Raw genomic sequence first — 19,782 nt, 5'->3', positions numbered from 1 at the left:
TTTCCTTTGGTTGTTACGTGTTCCAAACCCTTGGAGGGCACGGGGGGCAGCCAAGGATATCCTGCCTGAGTTCGCTCCAAGCTATGGCGAGCAGGTCGCGCACCTTGAAAGCATTGTGCCCCATGGCGCGGCAAACGGTCAGTCCGTCCATGTGCGTCAATGCGCAGCGACCTTTTTCAGAAAAGGGTTTAACGCCTTTACGGATGCGCTCTATGGTCGTGGCGCTCCCGCCTGTTGCGTACAGGGCGCCGAAAACGGTGCAGCCGCCAAGGCCCCATGGTTGGGAAAGTATGCCTGCGCCCCCTGCATAAAGGGCGCGTTCCAGAAGCAGCGGTTCTTCATCACGAAATATTTCAAAAGACTGGCGGAAGCTGCCGCGGGAGAACGGTTGCTCCGAGGCCGGCAACCCCAGACAGATGATTTCCCAGCCAAGGAAGAACGCCTGGCCTGTGAGCTCCACCCGAGTTTTTTGACAGGCGTTGGCACCCGGGTAGACGATTGTTTCCTGGGGGAGCCATTCCAGGGTTGCGCCGCTATCCACGCGCAGGGTTTGCACCTGCCTGCCCACAGGGCCGGCTGAGCGATAGAATTTTCCCGCGGCCGGACTGGTGACAAGGGCGTGGGCCTCTGGCCTGACAGTGGCGTTCAACCGCAGGCTGTCACCCCCGACAATACCGCCGGGAGGATGCAGCACGTAGACATGGCAGGCGCCATTGGCCTCGGGATGGAAAGGGCGCTGCACGGCAAGGGGGCCACGGTGGCTGCGTCTGGAAAGGATGGTGCGTCCGCTACCAGGGGCGAACTCCAGATCCAGCTCGGCCTTCCATCCTGAGGCGGCATGGGATGGCGGCGCAGCAGGTGCGGTGGCGTGGGTGTCGTGGGCAATGGCGAGCATGGTGTGGTACTCGTACGATGTGAGGCCGCGTTAAAAATTCATCCGCGCTTTGAAAGCGGCGGCTTCTTCGAGCATCCAATCGTAAAAGCGGCGGATGGCCACCCGTTGCAGAGAAGACTTGGGGCAAATGATATAGAATGAATCCTCGTACTCCACGTCGTCGAAAAGCCGCACTAGCCTGCCTTCCTCCAGGTGATCGGCAACCAGGGCAAACCGTGTAAGGGCAACGCCGTGGCCGGAAAGGGGGCTTTCGCTGACCAGGGCCGCCGTACTGAAAGAGGGGCCGGGCCCGCCAGAAGGCATGGGCAGGCCGAGCTTGGCGAACCATTCGGCCCAGTCCGTTGCGTAGATGATATGGGGCAGCGAATCATGGATCAGAAAGCTGCCATCCAGGTCGGCCGGGCTCTCTATGGGGTGCTCTTCCAGAAAAGAGGGCGCGCAAACAGGAAAAATGGCGTCGCTGAAAAGATACGTCTGATCCAATTCGGGGCGATCCTGCTTGCCATAGGTGATGGCCACGTCAATGCCGTCTTCCATGAAATTGGGCAGCGGGATTTCTGCTTCCACGGTTATGCTCAATTCAGGCGCAAAGTCCCGCAGCTTTTTCATGCGCGGGATGAGCCACTTGGCGGCAAAGGAGGGTAGAGTGCGCACCATCAGGCTTTCGCGCCGGCGGCGTGTGTCGTCCAACTCTCGCAGGGTGTGCTCTATGCGTCCCAGACCGTCGCGCACGGCAACCCACAGCCGGGCGCCTTTTTCCGTCAATTCCAGCCCACGCGCCTTGCGCTCGAAGAGGCGGAAGCCCAGGGATTCCTCGAGCCTGGCGATCTGCTGGCTCATGGCGCTCTGGGAGATGCCCAGCTCTTTGGCCGCCCGTGTAAAATTCAAATGAAAGGCGGCGGTGGAGAACAGCCTGAGGCTGTCGAGGTTTTGCAGCTTTATCATATCAGTTCACGGAGCCGTTTCGTTCCGACCAGGGGCCCAAAAAGGACTTGAGTCTGGGGCTTTGCGGATTGGTAAACAGTTCCTTTGGCGGGCCTGATTCCTCTATCAGTCCGTCAGCCAGAAAAACAACACTGTCCGCCACCTGGTAGGCAAAGCCCATTTCGTGGGTAACAACAAGCATGGTCATACCTTCTTCGGCCAGCTTGCGCATGACGTTCAGCACTTCGCCCACCAGTTCGGGGTCCAGCGCGGACGTCGGCTCATCAAAAAGCATGATGGACGGTTCCATGCCCAAGGAGCGGGCAATGGCCACTCGCTGCTGCTGCCCCCCGGAGAGACTGTTTGGGTACGCATCCGCCTTGGCGAGCATGCCGACCTTGTCGAGGACTTCCCGCGCCTTGGCTTCTGCGCTTTGCTTGCTCATTTTTTTTACCAGACGCAGGGGCGCCATGACATTTTTGAGCACAGTCATGTGGGGCCAGAGGTTGAACTGCTGGAAGACCATACAAATTGAGTTCAGCGCAGCGGTGCGCTCTGCAGGCACCAGGTTGGGGTGGTTTTCATCTCCCAGGGCGCTGAACATTTGCCCCCCGATTATGATTTTGCCGTCATTGAAAATTTCCAGCCCGTTGATGCAGCGCAAAAGCGTACTCTTTCCAGAGCCTGAGCCGCCGATGATACAGACGACTTCCTTGCTTTTTACGTTCAGGTCCACCCCTTTGAGCACCGGGGTTTCGCCGAAGTTCTTCCACAGATTGATGAGCTGGACGCTGTAATTGTTTGCATTGGCCATGAGTTGGTACCTCGGATTGCACTAGCGGGAAAGGTAGCGCATCTGTTTGCGTTCCAGGATTTCGCAGCATTTTGAAATGCCCGTAACAATGAGCCAGTATGCGCCGGCAAGGACCACATAGGGTTCGACCATGGAAAAGGTCTGGGTGGAGACCTTGACCGCCGCCGTGGTGAGTTCCGGCACTGTGATGATGGACAGGATGGCGGATTCCTTGACCACCAGGATCGTTTGATTGATTACGGATGGAGTAATGAGTGTAAGCATCTGGGGCAATTGCACATGAAACATGGTCTGGAGTTTTGTGAACCCCAGGTCCTGACAGGCTTCGATCTGCCCTTTTGGGATGCTCTGAAATCCGGCGCGGTATATCTCCGCGAAGTAGGCGGCACTGTACAGCGTAAGCCCCAGGATGCCAGTGGCGATTGCCGAAAAGCGCAAACCGAAATGAGGGCCGCCATAAAACAGCAGAAAAAGTTGCACCAGTAGAGGGGTGCCGCGAAAGACCGTGACGTACCCCCGATACAGTAGGCGTACTGCCCTGAACCGGTATTTGCTCAGACTGTGCAGCACCAGGCCCCAGGCCAGTCCCAAGGCCACACCTGCGATGCAGATGAGCACCGTGTTTCTGAAACCTTTGAGGAACAGGGGGTAATATTCTAAAATTATGGAAAAATCGAACATGATTGCGCCCCTATGCGGTTTTCATCTTCCCTTCCAGGAAGATGCCGAGTCTGCCGATGCAGGATGTCAGGATAAGATAGATGACGCCCGCCATGACGTATGATTCAACGGGCCGGAACGTGGCAGATGCCAGTGTTTGAGATACCCGCATGAGATCGGTGACCGCGATTGTGGAAATAAGAGCGGAGTTTTTGAGAATGTCGATGGTCTCGTTGGTCAAAGCCGGCAGCGTGGCCCTGAAAACCTGGGGCACCAGGATGTGCAGCTTGATTTGCAGGGGCGTGAGCCCAAGATCTTGCGCGGCTTCCACCTGCCCTTTTGGCAGCGCCTGAAAGCCGCCGCGCAAGATCTCCGACTGGAAGGCCGCGGTGTTCATGGACAGGCAGAGCACCGCGGCCACCACAGACGGGATGTTTATTCCGGCCAGGGGCAGGAAGTAGAAGATTATCGTCAACTGAACGAGCAGGGGGGTGCCCCGGAAGAAGCTGATATAGGTTTTACAGCATCTGCTGAGCACTCTGCCGCGCGACATCTTTCCGAAGCAAAGCAGGAGGCCGAAGACGAAACCGATCAGGATCGAGATGCTCGAGATGAACAGGGTTCGCCAGGCGCCGAGCAGCAGTTCGGGAAAATGCCCCAGTATGACGGTAAAATCGAACATGGGATATCAGTCGCTTTTTTTACGTTAGATGGTGGGTTCCGGAACCGTGGTCGGAATGTCCATGGTGAAGCCGAACCATTTCTTCTGCAGCTCAGCCATCTTGCCGTTCTCGTTTAACTTCTTGAGACCATCGCTAAAGAATTGCACCAGAGAGGCGCTTTCTGCGTCCTTGCGTCCCACCCAGCCAAAATAGGTCGGAGGGCCAAAGGGAGGCAGACCGATGGCAAAGACGTCGGGGCGCTCTTTAACCAGGGGCGCCAGGTTGGGCAGTGAGTTCACGACTGCATCCACACGGCCGCCAGCCAGCGCTGCGTAAGCTTCGTCATTGTTGATGAATTCAACCAGCTCGCCGACGCCCTTGCCGAACTTGGGCTTGAGCACGTCGTTTTCCAGACCTTCGACTGCGGCAAAGTAGGGCTTTGCGCCAGCTTGAATGCCGATGACCTTGCCGGCCAGGTCTTCTGCAGACTTGATGGAGTCGTCATCAGCGCGCTTTACATAGGTGACCGACGCTGTGGAAATGGGGATGGTGAAGGCGTACTTTGCCATGGGTTCCTTGGTGATGGTCAGGGACGTACAGACGAAGTCGTAACGTTTGGCGTCCAGGCCAGCCAGGATGCCCTGGAAGGGGAGATCGAGCTGCTTCAGCTTTACGCCGGGCAGGTCCTTCAGGATTTCGTCCATCAGGTCTTTTGCATAGCCTACAATCTTGCCGTCCTGGATGAACTCAAAGGGGGAGAAGCGCGCTTCTGTGGCAATGACGATTTCGCCACGTTCCTTGATTTCATCAAGCAGGTCTTTTGCTTGGGCTGTTGCGGCAGCCATGGTCAGCAGGGCAATCATGAAAACCAGAATTCCAAGTCGTCTCATCATTTGGAGAGGCCTCCGAAAGTAAAAGGGTTATGGATGGGGACGCCCCGGTGAGAGTGTTTCCACCACATATTGGTTTCTCCGCAATCAGGCCGCTTTGCTGGCAGCCTTGCTTTTGGCGAGAACCGACAAAAATGCGTGCATAATGCCGCACGCGGCCAAAGAGGTGATCTGCGCATGGTCGAGGTCGGGCAGTACTTCAACCAGGTCCATGCCCACGAGCTTTTGCCCTGCACAGGCGCCGAGCACGAGCTGCAAGGCTTCGTGGCTGGTGAATCCGCCGATTTCAGGGGTGCCAGTGCCAGGAGCATAGGCAGCGTCCAGAAAGTCGATGTCAAAGGACATGAAGACCGGCGTTCCGTCGATTTTTTCGCGGATGCGGCGGATGCCTTCTGCAATGCCCATGGCGTGCAGATCCCATCCGGAGATGATCTCCAACCCGCGGGAAGTACCGCCGGCCTGGGCATCGGCACTGTACAGGGGGCCGCGCATGCCCACCTGAATGGAGGTGGCGGGATTGATCAGCCCCTCTTCCAGGGCCCAGAAGAAGGGGGTGCCATGGTTGTAGGGCTTGCCGAAGTAGTCGTCGGCCGTGTCGCTGTGCGAGTCGAAATGCAGGAGCGATACGGGGCCCAGGTGTTTGTGCGCAGCTCTGAGGATGGGCAGGGTGATGGAGTGATCACCCCCAATGATAATGGGCACAACGCCGGCCTCGAAAACAGGGGAGAGGCCATCTGTGATGTTTTTATGGGATTCTTCCAGGTAGCCTGGGATGATATTGACGTCGCCGTAATCCACCCCGGAGCAGTGTTCAAAAATGTCCACGCCCACCACGGGGTTATATGCCTTCAGGATAGCGGATGCTTCGCGGATGGCTTTGGGGCCGAAACGACAGCCGGCCCGGTACGAAGTAGCGGTATCAAAAGGAACGCCGATGACAGCGAAATCAATCCCTTCCAGCGTGGTTATGGCGGGCAGCCGCATGAATGTGCTGACCCCCACAAATCTGGGTGAAGCGAGTGAATCGACAGGCACGTAGGGTTTCAATTTTTCCTCCATATAAGCAAAATTGGTTTGTCGTGTTATGAGGGCATACAATGCAACACGGAGACCGAAACTGATGGCTCATGGGGGAAGCGGGACAGCAAGAAAGGGCTTTGGAACGGCATTTTGATTTTTTAATATGCTGAAATTAAATAATTAAATAATTTATTGCAGAATATTGGTTCCAGAACCGGTATTAGCCGAGACAAAGCCTAGCAATAAGCTGTGCTTATTGGTCCATACGCCTGTCTGATGGCATGGAGGGAAAGGCGCGCGAAAATGGAAGGCTGAAGCGAAAAATATTACAAATATAGCAATTAAACAAAAATTTGATGAACAAAAATGAAAAATAAATACAAAGTGTGCGCGCGTTCCAAGTGCGCACTCCCGCATCAGGCCTTGTGTGAAGGGGATTATACAGCAGGGCTCATTTCTATGCGGCAGGGGAAGGGGGGGCGTTGTGTTGCGGATTAAAGAACGGGGTTTGTGCGGTTTAACATGTTGGATGTCCAAGGAATGGAGTGACGCTGCAAGTGCTTGAAGGCAGAGGGGGCAGTGTTATTATGAAATCGTTGTGTGAGGTGCAGGAGTGAGAGGGGGGGTAGTGTGGACATTTTCGTTTTTTGCGCTGTGCTTATCCTGACGAGCATTCCTCCATGGCGCCACTCCATTCAGTATGGGGTAGCCATGCTTAGGGGATTATGAACATTACGCCCGCTTGATGTTGTAGACGCCTCTGCCAACCGCGAGGTGCACATCAGGTGCGCCCGCAGGCCAGACCACCACATGGGCGTTGCCCACGCGGTTGCCCTGCAGACGAACAGTTGCCTCTGCTATCAGGTCGCAGGCCATAGCTGGCCGCAGATAGTCGACGCTCAGGGTGATGGTGACGAGAGTGTCTTCAGGGGCGCACTTGGTCCAGACGGCAAAACCGCCGCTTATATCAATAAGGGAGGAAATGACGCCCCCGTGGATCATTCTGCTCTGTACATGTCCAAGGAGTTTTTCGTTGTAGGGGACGCGCAACCGTACACAGTCATCCTGCACTGCATCCAGTTTTATCCCGAGCAGTTCGTGGAAAGGAAAGTTTTTTTCAATGACTGCTGTGTATTGGTCTAGGGTCATGCTGTCTTGTGCCTTATGCTGCGTGTTGAGGTGCCCCATATTGGGGAGGGGCTCATGAAATAGTGTTGGCCAGATTCATGGCGTCTTCGATCTTTATCTCCAGTTCTGCAATGCGAACATCTGAGACTTCGAGAAATGTGGCTTCAGGACTGGTTGCTATATCCAATTCGCTGTCGACCTTACAACCGAAGCCGCATTTGTGGCACAGCTTGTCCGTCAGCTTCACGCACAGCAGCAGCGGGTCATCGGTCTCTTGCGTCTCATTATGATGGTCTCTGGCCACATTGCAATAGATAGAAGGGAGGTTCCAGTTCTTGAGGAGTTTGTACCCCTGCTCGGAGTGCAGGCTGTGGATGATATCCTCGATAAAGGCCTGGGTCGCATCGAAACTCAGGTCGCGCTTTGTCTTGATGTCTTCGATGGCCTTGAGCAGAAAAAGCTTACCAACATCGTGCATGAGCCCTGCGAAAAAGGCTTCGTGAATGATGTCGTTAAGGGCAAGGTGGCGGGCAAGCCAATGGGACCCCACTGCGCAGGAAACGGAATGCACCCACAGATTGTTCATCATGCGCAGCAATTCCGGGTTCTTGGTTTTGAACAGATTTCGCTGCGCGCACAAGGTGACGATGTTCGCAATCTCGTTGGCGCCAAGACGGATGATGGCGCCGTGCACCGTGGAAATCTCTTTCATCCCTTTATAGAAAGGTGAGTTGGCAATCCGCAGCACCTGCGCCGTGAGGCTTTGATCCTTGATGGTTTCGCGCTCTATGGCTTTTATATCCGGGTTTTCCTTCGCAAGTTCATTGCGGATGTTCACCACAACCTTGTTGAAAGGGGGGAGCGTAATTTCCCCCGAATTGATGGTCTCCTCGAGAATTTCGACAAATGAAAGGGTCATGGTCCTGTTATACTCCGAGAATTTTTTTGAGTTCGTTCAAAGGGCGGGGGCGCATGACCTGGGGCAGGCAACGCAAAACTTCATCTATGGTGGTAATGCCCTGAGCTGCCTTGACGATGCCGTCTTCAAAAAGGGTAACCAGGCCGCTTGTACGGAGGCTGAGACTCCGGATCTCATAGCTGGTCTGCTTGTCCAGAATGGCATTGCGTATGTATTCGTCCAGGATGAGCAACTCGAAAATGGCGATTCTGCCGTTGTACCCCGTATACCGGCAATTGGGGCAGCCTGAACCCTTCATGAACTGGGCGCCCACGATGTCCTTTTGTGAATAACCCACAAGCTGCAGTTCGGCCTGGGTGGGCTTGACGGGTTTTGCACATTCCGGACAAACCTGCCGCAACAGGCGTTGGGCTACGACGCTGACAACTGTGGAGGAAATCAGAAAAGCTTCGATGTCCATGTTCAGCAGGCGCACAAGGCCGCCTATGCTGTCCTCCGTGTGGAAGGTGGTAAGAACCTTGTGCCCGGTCAAGGCTGCCTGCACCGCCACATCCGCGGTGTAACTGTCCCGGATTTCACCTATGACGATGATATCCGGATCCTGGCGGACAATGTGGCGCAGTGTTTCCTCGTAGGTGAGGTTGATTTTGGGTTCGATGGAGCATTGTGTGACGCCGGGGACGACGTACTCCACGGGATCTTCCGCCGTGATGATGCTCACGTTGATATTGTTCAGGTAATTTATGCAGCTATATACGGTGGTTGTCTTGCCGGAGCCCGTAGGCCCGGTGATGATCAGAACGCCGCTTGGTTTGCTGAGGGCGTTGTTCATAAAGCGTTTGCACATGCGCGGTTGCATGCCCAGATCGTTTATATCGATGAGGGCGCCCTGCCTGTTGAGCAGGCGCAGAACAATGGCCTCACCATGGATCGTTACGTAAAAGGATACGCGCAGGTCGATCTGTCCGCTGTCATAACTGAAGAGCAGGCGCCCTCCCTGGTGGCGGCGTTTTTCCGTGATATCCACGTTGCTCATGATCTTGATGCGGCTTGAAATGCCGTTCATCAGTTCAAGCGGGTATTCCTTGTGCAGTTCCAGCACGCCATCGCGCCGGAGACGAACGCGGATTCTGTCGTCCAGGGGTTCGATGTGGATATCACTGGCATTAACCTGGATGGCCTGCATTATGATGCCATCGATAATGCCGATGGTTGTTTTGTCGTCGGCAACAATGCTACCCTGTTTGCCTTTTTCTATTCTTTGCAGGACTTCGCGTATGGCGTCTTTTGCGGCAATGCCGGTGATGATGCCTTCCTGAAAGGTGTGCTCGGCGTCTTCTATGTCCTTGTAGTCGAGGGGGTCTGCAAAAACGACGAGGACCTTTCCCTCTTCCTTGCGTATGGGCAGGAAAATGCTTTTGTTTCTGATATGCTGGGGAACTCTTTGCACCAGGGCGGGATCAACGCGGGTGAAGCGGGGGTCGATGTGTATGTACCCCATTTGCAGCGAGAGCACTTCAAGCATCTTTTGTTCTTTGATGAAGTTGTGCTTGACCAGTATCTCGCCGATTTTTTTATTGTCCCCTTCGGTCTTCTGGATGGCGAAAGCGGATTCAAGGTCTTGCTGCCGTATCAGTCCCAACTCTACGAGCAGCAAGCCAATACGCATGCTCAACTTGTTGTTGCGGATGGCTTCCCAGGCCTGGGCTTCGGTAATGTCTCCCAATTCGATCAGGATGTTCAGAAGCGGTCTGCTGTCACCAAGTTTTGCGCGAATCCGTTCTGCGTGTTGGATTTGTTTTTCCGAAATCAACTTTTCAGCGAGGAATATCTGCATCAGTTCGCTGTGTTCTGGCATCCCTTTATCCTTTCTGGGGGCTTGATCCTGCAATACCAACAGCCACAATGAAACCAGAGGGTGCGCATGGCTATAACGGCTAGCGCGGACGCACCGCTTCTCATGGAAGCTTGGCTTCAGTCTCAGTCAATCTAGCTTGTCCAGTTTATCGGTAGCTTTGGCTTAGCATGGCAAGCTGAACGCGCAGTCCTGCCACTGACACACCTTGATTCTTATTTGTCACCCCGAGGCGTGTGGCCAAATGGAGGTGCATGCCCCCCAGCATGCAACCCGCCTTTTACTTACAATTGAAGACTTCTTTTCGTCAAAAAAAAATCTGGTAGGGAAAAAATGAGTAAAAGTGGGTAGAAGAGGAAGTTTATATTTTGGGGTGTGAATCTTAAAACCGTAAGGGGATAAGATTTAGTACATTTATTTTGATGAGCTGCAAAAATAAAATATTATGCCGCCATGTAATAATAACGTCTTTTTGTTGCGTATTCGACTTGGTGTTTTAGAGGTAATACGAGCCATTGCGTAAAATTATTGGTCGTTATGGCTTGTTGTGAAGTGTTTTGGCTGATATTTATGGTAATTATCTATAGTCAAGATGCGCGATGCGTTTGCACGACTATACAGCCGTATGATTTGCAAGATAATCACGCAAAAGTGCGTATCACATTAGAATTTGTAACTCACGTCACAGGCGACACCCAACGTACTGTCAATATTCGGTGAGCGCACCTTGTCACCATTTTTCCTGTAGACGGTCATTTCTCGGGCAAAATTAAATGTTGGTCCGAAATTTACATTCAGGCCGCTAACGGGGGTGAATTCCGCCAGCAGTGATGTTTGGAAGGCCCTGGTGGAGAGATAGCCTTCAGACTCTATGTCGCTGTCGTCTGCCAGCCGATAAAATCTGGTGTCCAGGTTGAAATTGCCGCTCATGCCGAACCAGGGGGTGAATTTGTATGTCACCGACGCATCAGGCGCGGTCAAGCTTGCCAAAAGACCGGTGCCATCCTCGCCGATGCCGTTATAAACCACCCCCAGAATGGGGAAGGCGCGGACTCTGATGGCATTGACGAAAATGGTGCCTCCAGCCATGACCTGCCAGCGTTTATCAAAGCTGTATGAAATGCCGGCGCGGAATGCTCCGCCAAAGGAGTCGTCCAGTTCGCTTTCAAATGCCGACACGCCTGTGAGGCCGGCGAACCACCCCCATTGGTCGGCAATGACTCCCTGATGCGAAAGCCCGATGCTGAGGCGGTGCAGGTTTTCAAAAGGGGTCTCCCCATTGTCGACAAGGGGCAGCTTGTGTTTGTCCTCCCACTGATAGCTGCGGACTTCATAGCTCAATGAGACCGGTGATGCCTTGAGGGACACGCGGTTTTCCCACACGCCAACTTCGCCCCCTCCGTCATCCATTTCTGAGAGTGCAATGGCATGGCTGCGCACCTGCGCCTTTATTGCAGGCCTCCAGCCATGGGCCTCCTTTGAGGCTTGCTCCGCGCCGGAAATCAAAGGGGTGCTGAGCAAGGTGAGGAAAACACTACAGAAAATAAAAAGACGAAAAAGGGGGTGCATGGCATCTCCTTGAACTGTTGCGTACAGGGTGTGTGGCACGCAGGCGTAAATGCATATTGTTGCTTTAGTCTAAACTTAGTATAAAGAATAGCAAAAATTGTGCAGTGTGGTCTACTCTTTTTATCGGATAACAGGCAGTCATGCTGTAAGCATGTTGATTTTAAGGCATGCTGCTTGTTGTGCTCGTTCGCTGGGGGCTTTTTGATACTGTCCGCCAGGCTTTTAAGCCTGTATCTTGCCGCGCCAGAAGGCGCAAAAAAAGTGAATCCCTGGGCATACCTGCCACATGAACTCTCGACAAACGCAGTGCCATGGACAGAAAGTGGGGGCGCTATCGCAACTCCTGCATGAATGCAGCCGTGTTTGACTGCATCCACCGTGTGAATGCGGGGAAGTGATCCCGAAATCTGTAATAGAACTTCACATCGTTCCCCATGGAATTGCCACTTGTTTTGTTATCGCTTTTTTGAAAACCCGTTGCCCTGTGGTGGATACACGCCAGGTTGCCTAAATATCTGACCTTCCACCCCTGCAGGTTGACGTCCAGGTGGAAGGCGACATCGTCGAGTTGGCTGGGGGAGAATTGAATATCGAAATCAGGAACCTTTTGAAAACATTCCTTGCGAATCAGGTGGCAGCACCCCATGACTGTCCAGACATCTCTGCGAACTTCGTACAATCCCGTTGAGCTGCCGGCAATCGGCCTGGGCAGGGTCAAGCGAAAGCTGCCCGGCTTTACTATGCTCGGGTCGCGGTAAAGGTACTGCGGTTTACGCACATCTGGGTTGAGAACACGACAGCCGACAACACCGATGGAGGTATCCTCACGTATGGCGCAGAGCAGAGCCTGCAGCCAATTATCAGGCAGGATCACATCGTCGTCCAGATACGCCACATACTTGAATGCGTAGTGTTTATGCACGTAATGTAAAAGGTAGTTCCGCGCAGCAGGGGCCCCCATGTTGATGGGCATGTTGATGATCTCTATGCCTCTGTTGGGGAACTCCTTCTGGGCTTGTTCCACTACCTCCAGGCTGCTGTCCGAGCATCCGTTGAGGAGGACGATAATTTTGGAATCGCCAATGGCAGATTCACAGACGCTTTTGAGCGTGGCGCCCAGGAGCTCTGCCTTGTTGTAAGAGTATATGAGTATGGGGATGGATTCGCCCTGAAGCGGCGTGTCTTCGATTTTGAAAGGATTCTCAAGCTCGTTGAGCAGCAGCCTGATGGGCAGCAGCGTGGGGTCCATATCGAGTGCTCGTGCAAAGAGCTCCTTGGCCTTTGCAGCATCCCCGGATTTGGCAAAGCAGGCGCCGAGGTGGCACAGGAGGTTTTCTCCACATTGGGCAACATCCAGATCCGCGCGCTCCCACAGGGCTAAGGCAAGTTCTGTCTCGCCATGCTTTGCGGCCTGATAGATCGTCTGTATGTTCCAGTCATCTTTTAAGATTTCATGCGGCTTCACGTCTTCAAGCCAGGAAAGCGCTGCCGGGTCATTTTCAAGAGAAAGTTCCAGTAACATCTCCGCAAGCAGCACGTTGGTGTTTTCTTCCTGGAGTTTTGCAAGCAGCGCGTCGTAGGCTTCCTGGTGCTTGCCCCTTTTCTGAAGAAAATTGAAGCGTTTCAAAAAAGCGTCATCAATGGAGTATTTTTCAAGGGCGCTGGATTTTATTTTGTCGAGTTGCGTATTGAAAATCTGCCCGTGTATTCTTTTCACCCCCGGATTAAGGGGGAGCAGTTGGGCGGCTTTGCGTATCAAATGGACGAAACACTTTGTGAGTTCGCCGTGAGACTGGAGATTGTCAATTGTCAGAAATCTATTGAGATATGCGGCTCCCAGGAATTCATCAAGAAGAAAAGCATGAAGATGCGCGCAGTAGTGATGTTGCAGTTCCGCCGGAGTAAGGGCGTTCAGCTCAGGCTCCAGGCCAGGTTGAATATAGGAAAATTCAGCATTCATGGAGTCTCCCGATGTAAGCGGGTTTACGTCGTTTTGGATGGATTACGCTCAGGCTGAAACGTGTTCTGTAGGGTGCCGCAATTTTTATAAAAGAGGCAACTTCGAATTGTGCAAGTGTTTGTTAATTGTACCCCACCTTCAAAAAAGTCCTCTCGTCTCGCCTTGGCAGCATACCCTATTCTTTTGATAAACAAAATGGTGGCAAAATCCTGGAACGACAGGGACCGCAGCCCTGGCTGGCGGCATAAAATCGAGCTGTCTCGATGGCATTAATTCTCTTCGCCCCTTAGATCTGTGGCACAGCACCCCGCTCCTGAGCACGTGCTGGTAGGGATGCTCCGGTGTTGCGGCCTTTGCAGTGGCAACGATTTGCGCCATCAAGAAAGGGATTATCTGTATAAAGAGCGACTTGACTATTTTCGTGAGATGTAAAATCCGGAGCGAAAAAATCAGGTGCAGGAGCAAATCCAGGATCTCGCCTCTTCCATGTTAGGGAAGACCTGGACCTTCCAACTCGCTGTGGTCATGGCGGATTGGTACATCTTGGCAACTTCTATGGCTTCCCGTGTAGCAGCAATAACAGCAACAACCAGGTGGGGTTTGGTGAAGGTGGCGGCTTCGTCCAGGGAAGCAGATTCGTCCATGATATCCTTGGTCAAATTGAAATGCTCAACACCCAGAATGTCGACAATCTGGTAGCGCAAAGTATCGAATCGAGGATCTCCATAAATATCCAGGTTCGCCTGTGTGGCATCCTCTCCTGTGAGTTCCCCATGAAATGTCCAGACTATCCCGTGGGGTTCCCATGAAATCTCATACGGCACGATTCATCTCCGGATATTGTGTTACGAATACATATCTAAAATAAATCATGAAGGTGTGGTAAATGCATTCTTTCCTTTTGCCTGTACTAAAACTGAAGCGCCAACACCACCTAAAGATTTGTGTTTCGTGCCGTTTATTCATTCTTACGTTGTGATTACAACACCTTGAGCAGAAACTCGAGGTTTACCATCAAAATCTCCATAAAAAAGGGTCAGACAATGTTTTCATTGCTGGCCCTTGAAATTCGTCTTCGGGAGGAGAAGGTTGGAGTCTCTGTTACCAAAGCTGTTCAAGAGGTTTCAGACATGGTGAGTAATGAAATGCCCTTTGCATAGTGCAAATAGCGTGAGCAGGGGCATCTAGTCGTTGCCAGTCGTTTTATTGTCTTTCCGCACGAGACGGAATCCCAGGTTGTAGCTGCTTGCCTCAGGGGGGGTTCTGCGACGATCTGTAGAGCGCAGGTATCTCAGTTCGTAATCGAAGCTGCCGCCTCGGTAAACGCGATGGGCTTCACCGTCCAAGCCTTGCAAAATCAGCGGATTGTCATGCGGATATTCGGGGTAGTACGCCTCATCGTTATAAATATCCTGGCACCACTCATAAGCGTTGCCGCTCATGTCGTACAATCCCAGGCCGTTTGGAGATTTTTGGCCGACGGGATGCATTGTATTGCCGCTGTTCTCAAGATACCACGCCACCTGGTCCAGCGAGTCTGCCCCGCAGAATTTTTCCGGCTTGCCCCCACTGCGACAGGCGTATTCCCACTCTGCTTCGGTTGGTAAACGAAAATACGTTGCATCTGAAGTGCGGGCGTTCAACTTGCGGACAAATTCCTGGATGTCATCCCAAGAGACATTGGTCACCGGTAGAATCTCGCCCTTATAAAAAGAAGGGTTGTCGGGCATGACCTTGCCCCATGCAGCCTGCGTCACCTCGTATGTGCCTAACCAGAATCCATCTACGCAGACTTGGCGCGCTGGCTTTTCATCATCGTAACAACTGGCCTGCCATGCGCCACACCCCATTTCGTAGCAGCCCCCTGGCACCCAGACGAATGCCATGCCCGTGGCAGGGTCGGTCCATGATTTGTTTACGGGGGCCGCTGCAAAGACTACGGAAGTCCAGCAGAAAACAAACGTGGCAAGCAACATAACCGCAGACTTTTTTCCAGGCATTGTTTTTTCCGTCATATGCGCCTCCACCCCGGCAGAGAGGGCAACCATATAAAATTGAGATACAAACCAACGAAAAAAGGGCCAGTCAACGTTTCCGTTAGCTGGCCCTTGAAATTCGTGGTCGGGATGAGAGGATTTGAACCTCCGACCCCCTGAACCCCATTCAGGTGGTTCTGGCATAATGTGTTGATTTCATTAACTCATCAAGAACTCCGCCCTACAAAAAACGGCTGTTTCTGGCACAAATGTAGGGCGGAATTGTAGGGCGGAGCGGCAGGCAAGCACTGGTGTCGAAAGCGCTGTTCCGCAACGCATTGTCCCGAGGATCACGCCAGGGTGCTCGGCCGGATGTGCAGCCAGGGCAGACCGGGTTTGCGCTCCACGGTCACACTGTCCTCGCCCGGCACTGTGCGGTAGGTGAGAAAGCAGTGGTCACGAACGTTCGAGAGCCGCTCCTGACGGAAGATGGCTCCATTCACCCCCTCACAACGAGCGGAATGCACCAGCACCCCGTTCTGTCCCTGCTCCACGAGCCAGGAGCCAAGTCGCTGGCAAAAGCCGTAGTCCTTCCTGGAGCGCAGTTCTGGAAAGGCCAACTCTTTCCCCCGCAAGTCTATCAACAGCGCATCGCACCCCGCGCGGAAGACACGGCGCTCGCCGATGATGTCCCCCCCATGGTCGGGGAACGAGTCCATGATGAAACGGTACCAGTGAAAAACTGTCTCGTACACCGTGGTTTCAAGCTCGAGACTGCCATACCAGACGCCGTAGCGCCGGCCGTCTGAAAAGCGCGTCTCCTGCCAGGGTGCGGCATCAAAGCTGTAGGTGATCACTGTACCATAATCAAAGGGGCGTGTGATGCAGGGCTCCTGTGCGGCATCCTTGCCCAGGGCAGTTGCTGTCACGGCCGTGGACCGGTCGTAATCATTGTCCGCCAGGTCATCGAAGAGATCCTGGGAGACGCGAATGGACTTGATGTTGCGCAGCAGGTCGCCGTCAAACAGCAGCGTGCTGGAGCACAGAGCGGCGAATGTTTCCTTCATGAGCGCCTAACTCCCCCGCTCGAAGTCGAGATAGCGCCGCAGGGCAAGCAGTCCTTCAAAGCCGCGTTCTCGGGCGATGTCCACGGGCCTGGCGTCAAGCCTGCGATTCTGGGCGCGCATCCAGCCATAGGCCAGCTCGCGATTCTGCGGAAACAACAGACGCAGGCTGGCATGGATGGCCAGCAGATGTCCGGCGCGCTCCAGGAGGTCGCGGTTGTCGGCCAGTGGCGCGCCCTTGCGATACCGGGCGAGGGTTGAGCGGTTGTCCTCTGCCAACCCGAGCACGGCAGCCTGCTCCCGCCCGCTCAGTCCCCAGAGGTCGAAGAGCCTGGCGAGCTGCTTGGCAAGGCTTTTCCTCGCCTCCGGATCATGCAGGTCCACCTGCCGCGCTCCTTCGTGGTGTGTGGGGAGCGTGTTTGGCATTATTCACTCCTTTTCTGCTACATATATAGTAGCATCTGCTACACTGGCAAGTTTTTTTGGAGCACCAGGTATTGTAAAAAACAAGTCCGCCTTGTCCGCTTTGTCTGCCAACCGGCCTGGTACTGACTTTCCCGGCGGCAGACTTCACGGAATCAATGTCTGCAAAGTCTGCTGCCCATCCCGTCCGTTCACTTCTGAAAAACAAGTCTGCTTTGTCCGCTTTGTCTGTCAGCCCTTGTCCTGCAAGCCCTCCCGGCCGCAGACATGGTCTCGGGCAAGTCTGCATTGTCTGCATTGTCTGCACCTTGTGCCGGACGACTCATGCTGTGTCTGGTGTCAAACCGTCGCAAGACCAGCGGGCGGTCGGAAGCTCCATACCTTGCGACGATATTCCCCCGTATGCGCTTTTAAGCGGCGTTATGTCAGTTATGATGTACTGTATTGATGCATGCTCAACCATGCAATGCCATCTTCAATCTTACGCAATCATCTGCAATCATATGCGAATGGGATCGACGATTTCCATACGCTGTCGTATGGTGCAGCGAAGTCTGAAGGCAGGACAGGTGAAGTAGGCCCACCTACGGTAGCCTCTTCACATCCTGCCCTGCCGGGAGCGTGCTTATTCGCCTTCGGCTCAACGCTGCAAAACAGGAACAAGGGATGCCTTCCAAGAAAATCGCCATGAAGACCTACCTGACGCCGGAGGAGTACGGACAGATCATCCAGAGCGCGGACAAGGCCGGGCTCTCCCTCTCCACCTTTGCGAAGCGTGTCTGTCTGGGGCAGCCAACGCCAAGCCGAGAATTGGAGCGCTTCCGGCGCGAGCTGCTGCGCATCAACGCCGACCTCGGCCGGCTCGGCGGATTGTTCAAGCTCTGTCTCGGCAGGTCCGATGCAGAGTGGCGGGGGCTGCACCGCGAGGTGCGGCAGCTCCTGTGGCAGATCGAGGCCCGGCAGCGCGAACTCAAAGACGCTGTCGCCAGATTGTGAGGCAGACATGATCAGCCGACGCATTACCCGAAAGCCGGCCAACGACAACTACCGCCGCCTGGCCGCATACATCGCCGGTGCCGGGCACGGCGAGCATGGGGGCGAGAAGTGCCTGCTGGCCTGGTGCGCGGGCTGTTGGGCCGGTGACGACTACGACCTGGCAGTCAAGGAAGTCGCGGACACGCAGGCCCTGAACACGCGCACGACCAGGGAGAAGACTTACCACCTCATGGTCAGTTTCCGCCCAGAAGATGAAGCCAAACTCACGCCCGAGACGTTCAAGGCCATCGAGGAGGCCTTTGCCACGGCCCTGGGTTTCGAGCAGCATCAGCGCCACTGCGGCGTGCACAAGAACACGGCCAACCTGCACATGCACGTGGCCTACAACATGATCCACCCCGAGCGCCTGACGCGCCACGAGCCCTTCCGCGACTTTCACACCCGCGACCGCGTCTGCCGGGAGCTGGAGCAGCGCTTCGGCCTGAGCGTGGACAACGGCCGCGAGCGAGTCCCGTGCGAGCAGTCGCGCCTGCGTGATACTGCGGCCACAGTGGAAGCGCATACAGGCCAACAGTCCTTCGAGGGCTACGCCAAGGGACATCGCGCGACCATCCTTGAAGCGCTGGACATGTGCGAAACCTGGGAAGACCTGCACCGCTCCCTGGCGCCGCTCGGCCTGGAGGTCAAGCCCTGCGCCAACGGTCTGGTCTGCAAGGACCGCCACGGCGAACGGGCTATCAAGGCCAGCGCGCTCGATAGGAGTCTGTCCAAGCCGAGACTGGAACAGCGTTTCGGCCCCTACATGGCGCCGTCGTCTGTTGTGTTGCAAACGCAATCCAGACAGCGCTTCCAGGCTCGCCCCCTGCATCGTAATCCAGAGCGCGGCAATCTCTACGCGGCATACAAGGCCGGCATCGAACGTCGCAAGGCTGCCCTGGAGCGCATCGCAGCAACCCGCCGCAAGGGGCGGGAAGCCCTGGCACAACAGTGGGCCCAACGTCGAGAGGAAATCGAGGCCATGCCTTTGACCAGGCGCGACCGCTTCAACCTGCTTGGCCTGGCCCGGCAGCACGAGGCCCAGGCCCGTCGCGCCCTGGCGCGTGAGCTCGACGCCCGGCGTCAGGAAGTGAACACCGCCACCCCCTTCAACTCCTGGAGCGCGTTCCTGCGCATGCAGGCAGAGCAAGGGAGCGAGGTTGCCCTGGCCATCCTGCGCTCACGCAAAGAGGAGACAACGCCGGATAAGCCACGCTCATTGCCCCTTGCACCGCAGAAGCAGCTTACCCCCCAGACCTGGCACGAGCGGCAGCTGGAAATCAGGAAGGCAGAGGCCCTGCACCCCATGGAGCGCAAAGAGCTGGCGGCCGTGGCCCGCATGCGTGCTCTGGTCGCTACGGAAGCAGCCAAGCTCGTACTCCAGGTCCCCCTGGCTTCACAGGACGCCTCGAGCACCCCGAACACGCCGGACGCCGCAGCTACCAGGGATAACCCGATCAAGGATTTCAGCTACTACGTCGATGGCAAGGGCACGGTGCTCTTCACCCTGGCCAATGGCGGCCGGGTGGTCGACGCGGGATTGAACGTTTACTTCAGCCCCCATAATAAGAAAGCTGAGATGATCGCCAGAAGGTATGCTCAGAAGAAATGGGGAAAGGGCTTTGCAGTCCACGAAAATGGTCTACGGTTTCGTGACAACGAGAGAGACCAAGGGATGGGCAGGATCTGACTATCGAAATATCGTGATGTCTTCATGAAAAAATTTCCTCACCTGAGTTTACGAGAAGATTCTGTTTTTCAGAAGTGCTTTTTCTGGTGGATTACCATCGGACCTCACTCCCTCCCACTGCCTGGTCTTCGAAGGCGGTGCCTCTTCATCGCTGCGGTCCTGCCGGACGAACGCAAATCCAGCCTCATGATCAGGTGCTCCGAGCAGATATGACGCCCAGTTGCTCGACCTTACCACTTGCCCATCCTTGCCTGACAAAGTCGGTTTCTGCGGTCTGCTGCCGCAAAGGTGCAGCACAAAT

Annotated in this window: 18 protein-coding genes; 2 read left to right on the top strand and 16 right to left on the bottom strand. The window is 54.8% G+C overall.

Features of this window, described 5'->3' with window-relative positions; translation table 11 throughout:
- Window positions 1-13: 13 nt before the first annotated feature.
- The 16 genes from ACZ5EH_RS03490 to ACZ5EH_RS03415 all read right to left on the bottom strand — a co-directional run bounded on the left by ACZ5EH_RS03490 (window position 14) and on the right by ACZ5EH_RS03415 (window position 16,762).
- Entirely contained in the window at window positions 14-895 is an 882-nt protein-coding gene (locus tag ACZ5EH_RS03490) for an urease accessory protein UreD (protein WP_464276744.1), read from the bottom strand.
- A gap of 30 nt (window positions 896-925) precedes the next feature.
- Complete coding sequence (locus ACZ5EH_RS03485) at window positions 926-1,840, bottom strand: LysR substrate-binding domain-containing protein (RefSeq protein ID WP_464276743.1); 915 nt, start codon at window positions 1,838-1,840, stop codon at window positions 926-928.
- A gap of 1 nt (window position 1,841) precedes the next feature.
- Window positions 1,842-2,633: an amino acid ABC transporter ATP-binding protein gene (locus ACZ5EH_RS03480; protein WP_464276742.1), complete on the bottom strand. Its 792-nt coding sequence runs from the start codon at window positions 2,631-2,633 to the stop codon at window positions 1,842-1,844.
- Between the two features lie 21 nt (window positions 2,634-2,654).
- Entirely contained in the window at window positions 2,655-3,314 is a 660-nt protein-coding gene (locus ACZ5EH_RS03475; RefSeq protein WP_464276741.1) for an amino acid ABC transporter permease, read from the bottom strand.
- Window positions 3,315-3,324: 10 nt separating this feature from the next.
- Window positions 3,325-3,975: an amino acid ABC transporter permease gene (locus tag ACZ5EH_RS03470; protein WP_464276740.1), complete on the bottom strand. Its 651-nt coding sequence runs from the start codon at window positions 3,973-3,975 to the stop codon at window positions 3,325-3,327.
- Between the two features lie 24 nt (window positions 3,976-3,999).
- Window positions 4,000-4,848, bottom strand: coding sequence for a transporter substrate-binding domain-containing protein (locus ACZ5EH_RS03465; protein WP_464276739.1), 849 nt, complete (start codon window positions 4,846-4,848; stop codon window positions 4,000-4,002).
- Between the two features lie 84 nt (window positions 4,849-4,932).
- Window positions 4,933-5,892, bottom strand: coding sequence for an agmatinase (speB, locus tag ACZ5EH_RS03460; RefSeq protein ID WP_464276738.1), 960 nt, complete (start codon window positions 5,890-5,892; stop codon window positions 4,933-4,935).
- 705 nt (window positions 5,893-6,597) lie between these two features.
- Entirely contained in the window at window positions 6,598-7,014 is a 417-nt protein-coding gene (locus tag ACZ5EH_RS03455; protein ID WP_464276737.1) for a PaaI family thioesterase, read from the bottom strand.
- Between the two features lie 52 nt (window positions 7,015-7,066).
- Window positions 7,067-7,912, bottom strand: coding sequence for an HDOD domain-containing protein (locus tag ACZ5EH_RS03450; RefSeq protein ID WP_464276736.1), 846 nt, complete (start codon window positions 7,910-7,912; stop codon window positions 7,067-7,069).
- Between the two features lie 7 nt (window positions 7,913-7,919).
- The gene (locus ACZ5EH_RS03445) at window positions 7,920-9,770 is read right to left on the bottom strand and encodes a GspE/PulE family protein (RefSeq protein WP_464276735.1); all 1,851 of its coding nucleotides are present in this window, start codon (window positions 9,768-9,770) and stop codon (window positions 7,920-7,922) included.
- A 660-nt stretch (window positions 9,771-10,430) separates the two neighbouring features.
- Window positions 10,431-11,336, bottom strand: coding sequence for a hypothetical protein (locus ACZ5EH_RS03440; RefSeq protein WP_464276734.1), 906 nt, complete (start codon window positions 11,334-11,336; stop codon window positions 10,431-10,433).
- Window positions 11,337-11,667: 331 nt separating this feature from the next.
- On the bottom strand, window positions 11,668-13,296 hold the full coding sequence (locus tag ACZ5EH_RS03435; protein WP_464276733.1) for a glycosyltransferase: 1,629 nt from the start codon (window positions 13,294-13,296) through the stop codon (window positions 11,668-11,670).
- Between the two features lie 449 nt (window positions 13,297-13,745).
- Window positions 13,746-14,120 carry a hypothetical protein gene (locus ACZ5EH_RS03430; RefSeq protein WP_464276732.1) on the bottom strand — a complete coding sequence of 125 codons (375 nt, stop codon included), beginning with the start codon at window positions 14,118-14,120 and terminating at the stop codon, window positions 13,746-13,748.
- 360 nt (window positions 14,121-14,480) lie between these two features.
- Complete coding sequence (locus ACZ5EH_RS03425; protein ID WP_464276731.1) at window positions 14,481-15,311, bottom strand: formylglycine-generating enzyme family protein; 831 nt, start codon at window positions 15,309-15,311, stop codon at window positions 14,481-14,483.
- 311 nt (window positions 15,312-15,622) lie between these two features.
- Window positions 15,623-16,339: an RES family NAD+ phosphorylase gene (locus ACZ5EH_RS03420; RefSeq protein ID WP_464276730.1), complete on the bottom strand. Its 717-nt coding sequence runs from the start codon at window positions 16,337-16,339 to the stop codon at window positions 15,623-15,625.
- A gap of 6 nt (window positions 16,340-16,345) precedes the next feature.
- Complete coding sequence (locus tag ACZ5EH_RS03415) at window positions 16,346-16,762, bottom strand: antitoxin Xre-like helix-turn-helix domain-containing protein (protein WP_464276729.1); 417 nt, start codon at window positions 16,760-16,762, stop codon at window positions 16,346-16,348.
- 663 nt (window positions 16,763-17,425) lie between these two features.
- Between ACZ5EH_RS03415 and ACZ5EH_RS03410 the strand changes: the two genes are divergently transcribed.
- Both ACZ5EH_RS03410 and traI read left to right on the top strand, forming a co-directional pair.
- Window positions 17,426-17,755, top strand: a complete 330-nt coding sequence (locus ACZ5EH_RS03410; RefSeq protein WP_464276728.1) for a plasmid mobilization protein — start codon at window positions 17,426-17,428, stop codon at window positions 17,753-17,755.
- Window positions 17,756-17,762: 7 nt separating this feature from the next.
- Window positions 17,763-19,481 (top strand): TraI/MobA(P) family conjugative relaxase, encoded by a 1,719-nt coding sequence (gene traI, locus ACZ5EH_RS03405; RefSeq protein ID WP_464276727.1) that lies wholly within the window; start codon window positions 17,763-17,765, stop codon window positions 19,479-19,481.
- The last annotated feature ends 301 nt before the right edge of the window (window positions 19,482-19,782 follow it).

It is taken from the genome of Desulfovibrio biadhensis (assembly GCF_055388615.1).
This window is presented reverse-complemented; position numbering and strand designations above follow the sequence as displayed.

Excerpts from the sequence above, each read along its gene's own strand:
- ACZ5EH_RS03465 (WP_464276739.1), bottom strand. The coding sequence starts at position 4,848 with ATGATGAGACGACTTGGAATTCTGGTTTTCATGATTGCCCTGCTGACC.
- ACZ5EH_RS03435 (WP_464276733.1), bottom strand. The coding sequence starts at position 13,296 with ATGAATGCTGAATTTTCCTATATTCAACCTGGCCTGGAGCCTGAGCTG.
- ACZ5EH_RS03480 (WP_464276742.1), bottom strand. The coding sequence starts at position 2,633 with ATGGCCAATGCAAACAATTACAGCGTCCAGCTCATCAATCTGTGGAAG.
- ACZ5EH_RS03440 (WP_464276734.1), bottom strand. The coding sequence starts at position 11,336 with ATGCACCCCCTTTTTCGTCTTTTTATTTTCTGTAGTGTTTTCCTCACC.
- ACZ5EH_RS03415 (WP_464276729.1), bottom strand. The coding sequence starts at position 16,762 with ATGCCAAACACGCTCCCCACACACCACGAAGGAGCGCGGCAGGTGGAC.
- ACZ5EH_RS03445 (WP_464276735.1), bottom strand. The coding sequence starts at position 9,770 with ATGCCAGAACACAGCGAACTGATGCAGATATTCCTCGCTGAAAAGTTG.
- ACZ5EH_RS03450 (WP_464276736.1), bottom strand. The coding sequence starts at position 7,912 with ATGACCCTTTCATTTGTCGAAATTCTCGAGGAGACCATCAATTCGGGG.
- ACZ5EH_RS03485 (WP_464276743.1), bottom strand. The coding sequence starts at position 1,840 with ATGATAAAGCTGCAAAACCTCGACAGCCTCAGGCTGTTCTCCACCGCC.
- ACZ5EH_RS03455 (WP_464276737.1), bottom strand. The coding sequence starts at position 7,014 with ATGACCCTAGACCAATACACAGCAGTCATTGAAAAAAACTTTCCTTTC.
- ACZ5EH_RS03490 (WP_464276744.1), bottom strand. The coding sequence starts at position 895 with ATGCTCGCCATTGCCCACGACACCCACGCCACCGCACCTGCTGCGCCG.
- ACZ5EH_RS03470 (WP_464276740.1), bottom strand. The coding sequence starts at position 3,975 with ATGTTCGATTTTACCGTCATACTGGGGCATTTTCCCGAACTGCTGCTC.
- traI (WP_464276727.1), top strand. The coding sequence starts at position 17,763 with ATGATCAGCCGACGCATTACCCGAAAGCCGGCCAACGACAACTACCGC.
- ACZ5EH_RS03420 (WP_464276730.1), bottom strand. The coding sequence starts at position 16,339 with ATGAAGGAAACATTCGCCGCTCTGTGCTCCAGCACGCTGCTGTTTGAC.
- ACZ5EH_RS03475 (WP_464276741.1), bottom strand. The coding sequence starts at position 3,314 with ATGTTCGATTTTTCCATAATTTTAGAATATTACCCCCTGTTCCTCAAA.
- ACZ5EH_RS03410 (WP_464276728.1), top strand. The coding sequence starts at position 17,426 with ATGCCTTCCAAGAAAATCGCCATGAAGACCTACCTGACGCCGGAGGAG.
- ACZ5EH_RS03425 (WP_464276731.1), bottom strand. The coding sequence starts at position 15,311 with ATGACGGAAAAAACAATGCCTGGAAAAAAGTCTGCGGTTATGTTGCTT.